This window comes from Catenulispora pinistramenti (genome assembly GCF_018274385.1).
GTDB classification, from domain to species: domain Bacteria; phylum Actinomycetota; class Actinomycetes; order Streptomycetales; family Catenulisporaceae; genus Catenulispora; species Catenulispora pinistramenti.
In genome coordinates this window covers 1-2,912 of the sequence record NZ_JAAFYZ010000434.1, presented here as the reverse complement: position 1 = coordinate 2,912, position 2,912 = coordinate 1, and the positions used below count along the sequence as shown (strand labels likewise).

3 protein-coding genes are annotated in these 2,912 nt (G+C 69.6%); 1 reads left to right on the top strand and 2 read right to left on the bottom strand.

The annotated features are described in order from the left end of the window. Nucleotides 1-536: 536 nt before the first annotated feature. Nucleotides 537-1,286, bottom strand: a complete 750-nt coding sequence (locus KGQ19_RS48210) for an SDR family oxidoreductase (RefSeq protein ID WP_212022301.1) — start codon at nt 1,284-1,286, stop codon at nt 537-539. Between the two features lie 86 nt (nt 1,287-1,372). Between KGQ19_RS48210 and KGQ19_RS48205 the strand changes: the two genes are divergently transcribed. Then, on the top strand, nt 1,373-1,990 hold the full coding sequence (locus KGQ19_RS48205) for a TetR/AcrR family transcriptional regulator (protein WP_212022300.1): 618 nt from the start codon (nt 1,373-1,375) through the stop codon (nt 1,988-1,990). Between the two features lie 22 nt (nt 1,991-2,012). Here KGQ19_RS48205 and KGQ19_RS48200 read toward each other — a convergent pair whose 3' ends face one another. Then, a complete protein-coding gene (locus KGQ19_RS48200) occupies nt 2,013-2,756 on the bottom strand; it encodes a response regulator transcription factor (protein WP_212022299.1) in 744 nt (247 codons plus the stop codon). Between the last annotated feature and the right edge of the window lie 156 nt (nt 2,757-2,912).

The following is a 2,912-nucleotide window of genomic DNA, read 5'->3' as shown; positions in this document are numbered from 1 at the left end:
GGTCAAGTTCGCGCCATACGAAACCGCCGCCCACCTGCATGACCGCCGCGCGCGGACTTTACCCCCGGACACCGGTGCTGTACCCCCCGGGCTGACGACGCGACCGAGGGGAACGGACCGCACCACCTTAGGGACCGCCGCCGCTGAGACTGGCTCGGCCACCCTGGGGAACCGCGCTAGTTTCCCTGAGGTTGTCGAGGCCCGCCGGAGGCCCGGCTCTTCATCACAGTTTTTGATCTTGCAGTTGACCTTCAGCTCTTGATCTTGCTCTTGATCTGGCCTGTGCCTGTGCCTGTGCCCTTGCCCTGACTTGCTGGAGTTGAAGAGGCCTGAGGTGCGGCGGGGTTGTGAACGCGCGAACTGGCAGCAGACATACAGGCTCGCCGACTCGAACCCCGAACCGGCACAACTATGACCGAAGGCCGTAAAAAGCTTTACAACCACGACCAAACCGCAACCCGACCCGCAAACTCCCGCCCCCCCAAAAAAGGCGGCCCCTTGAGGCTCTCAACCCCGATCCCCCCAAAACCCAAAGATCAGAGCCCCGAGCCGCCAGTAGCATCCACCACCCGGCCGCTCACCCATCGGCCGTCCTCGCTCGCCAAGAACGCGACGACCGCGGCGATGTCGTCCGGCTGCCCGATGCGGCCGAGCGCTGACACCGAGGCCGCCCACTGCGCGGCCTCCTGGTCGCCCAGCCAGTCGGCGGTGACATCTGTGGCGGTGATGCCCGGCGCTACGGAGTTGACTGTGATTCCGCGCGGGCCCAGGACCTTGGCCAGGTTGAGGCTGAAGGTGTCCAGGGCGCCCTTGGTCGAGCCGTAGGCCATGATCTCCGGCATCGCGATGCGGGCCAGGCCGCTGGAGATGTTGATGACTCGGCCGTGGTCGCGGAGTCGAGACAGTGCTCCCTGTGCGACGAAGAACGGTGCGCGGACGTTGACTGCGAAGACCCGGTCGAACTCGTCCTCGGTCAGGGCGAGGAGGTCGGAGCTGCGGCCGATGCCGGCGTTGTTGACGATGATGTCGACTCCGGCGTGGCTGGTCGCCTGGTCGTAGGCCTGCCAGAGGCGGTCGGCGTCGCCGTGGGTGCCGAAGGGGGCGTGGACGGCGGTGGCCTGGCCGCCGGCCTTCGTGATGGTGGCGACGGTGTCCTGGGCCGCGGTGTGGTCGCTGGCGTAGCTGAGGACGACGGTGGCGCCGTCGTGGGCCAGACGCTCGGCGATCGCGCGGCCGATGCCGCGGCTGCCGCCGGTGACGAGGGCGTGCTTTCCCTGGAGGGACATGGTTCTCTCATTTCTTGAGTGAACGACCAAGAAGTTGTGTCGAGGACGCTAGCACAATTTTTGGTCGGGCGTTCTATAATGGCTCGGTGAGTGCATCCGAGACCGGGACCCGCCGCGGGCGTCCGCGCGGCTTCGACCGCGACGCCGCGGTGGCCGCCGCCACCCGGCTGTTCTGGGAGCGGGGCTACGAGGCGACGTCCATCAGCGACCTGACCGAGGCGATGGGGATCCGCTCCGGGAGCCTGTATGCGGCGTTCGGAGACAAGCCCGGACTGTTCCAGGCGGTGTTGGAGGCGTACAGGGAGTCGCCTTCAGGCGCGTTCGTGTACGTGGCGTTCGCCGAGGAGCCGACCGCGTTCGGGGCCGTGGCGCGGATGCTGCGGGAGGCGGCGCATGTGTTCACGGATCCGGCGCATCCGGCCGGCTGCATGGTGACTAATGCCGCCACCAATGTCTCGCCGGCCAACGTGGAGGTGCTGGAACTGTTGCGGGACAAGCGGAACCGGAACATCGTGATGGTCGCCGACCGGCTGCGGGAGGGGCAGGCGGCGGGGGAGTTGGCGCCTTCGGTGGACGCCGACGCGCTGGCGGCCTACTACGCCGCGGTGTACCAGGGGATGTCGCAGCGCGCGCGGGATGGGGCGGACGAATCAGAGCTCTTGCAGACCGCCGACCTGGCTCTGGCGGTGTGGCCGCGCGGCTGAGGGTTCCGACGGGCCGCGGGGCCTACTTGGTGCCGGGGTCGGCGTAGCCGTGCGTGAAGGCGTACTGGACCGCCTGGGCCCGGTCGCGGCAGCCGGTCTTGGTGAAGATCCGGTTGATGTGCGACTTCACGGTCGCCTCGCCGACGAACAGCTTCTTGGCGATCTCGCGGTTGGAGTGCCCGGCCGCGATCAGGCGCAGGACGTCGGCTTCGCGCGGGCTCAGATCGTCGGCGGGTTCGGGGCCGGCGGCCGATGTCGTCGCGGCGCCGGAGGCCGCGCTCGTGCCATTGCCGCCAGCGCCGTTACCGCTGCCGCCGGCGCCACTCGCGCCACCCGTGCCGTTGCCGGTGGCGGCGGCCAGCAACTGCCGCTGCACCGCCGGATCGAGGATCGCCTGGCCCGCGGCCGCCGCCTTCACCGCGCGCTCGATGTCGGCGCGGGTGGCGGCCTTGGTGAGGTAGCCGAGCGCGCCCGCGCGCAGGGCGCCGACGATCGACTTGTCGTCCTCGTAGGTGGTCAGCACGACGATGCGGATGGCCGGGTTCGCTGCCAGGATGCTCGCGGTCGCCTCGATACCGTCCGCGCGCGGCATGTTGAGATCCATCAGCACGACGTCCGGCGCCAGCTCGGCGGCCAGCGCCGCCGCCTCCAGCCCGTCGCCGGCCTGCCCGACCACGCTCACCTCGGACATGGTCTCCAGGAGCAGCGCCAGGCCTTCGCGGACCGCGGCTTGGTCGTCGGCGATGAGTACTCGGATGTCGGTCACCGTGGGATTGTCCCGCAGATGGCGGTGCGGCGCGCGCTCCACCTCATCGGCGCGGCCTCCGACGCTCAGCGCCGCCGAGCCTCAGTGCTTCCGCGCCGCTGGTCCTCGCTGTCTCCGCGCCGCCAGTCCTCACCACGCCTCACCCCTCACCACGCC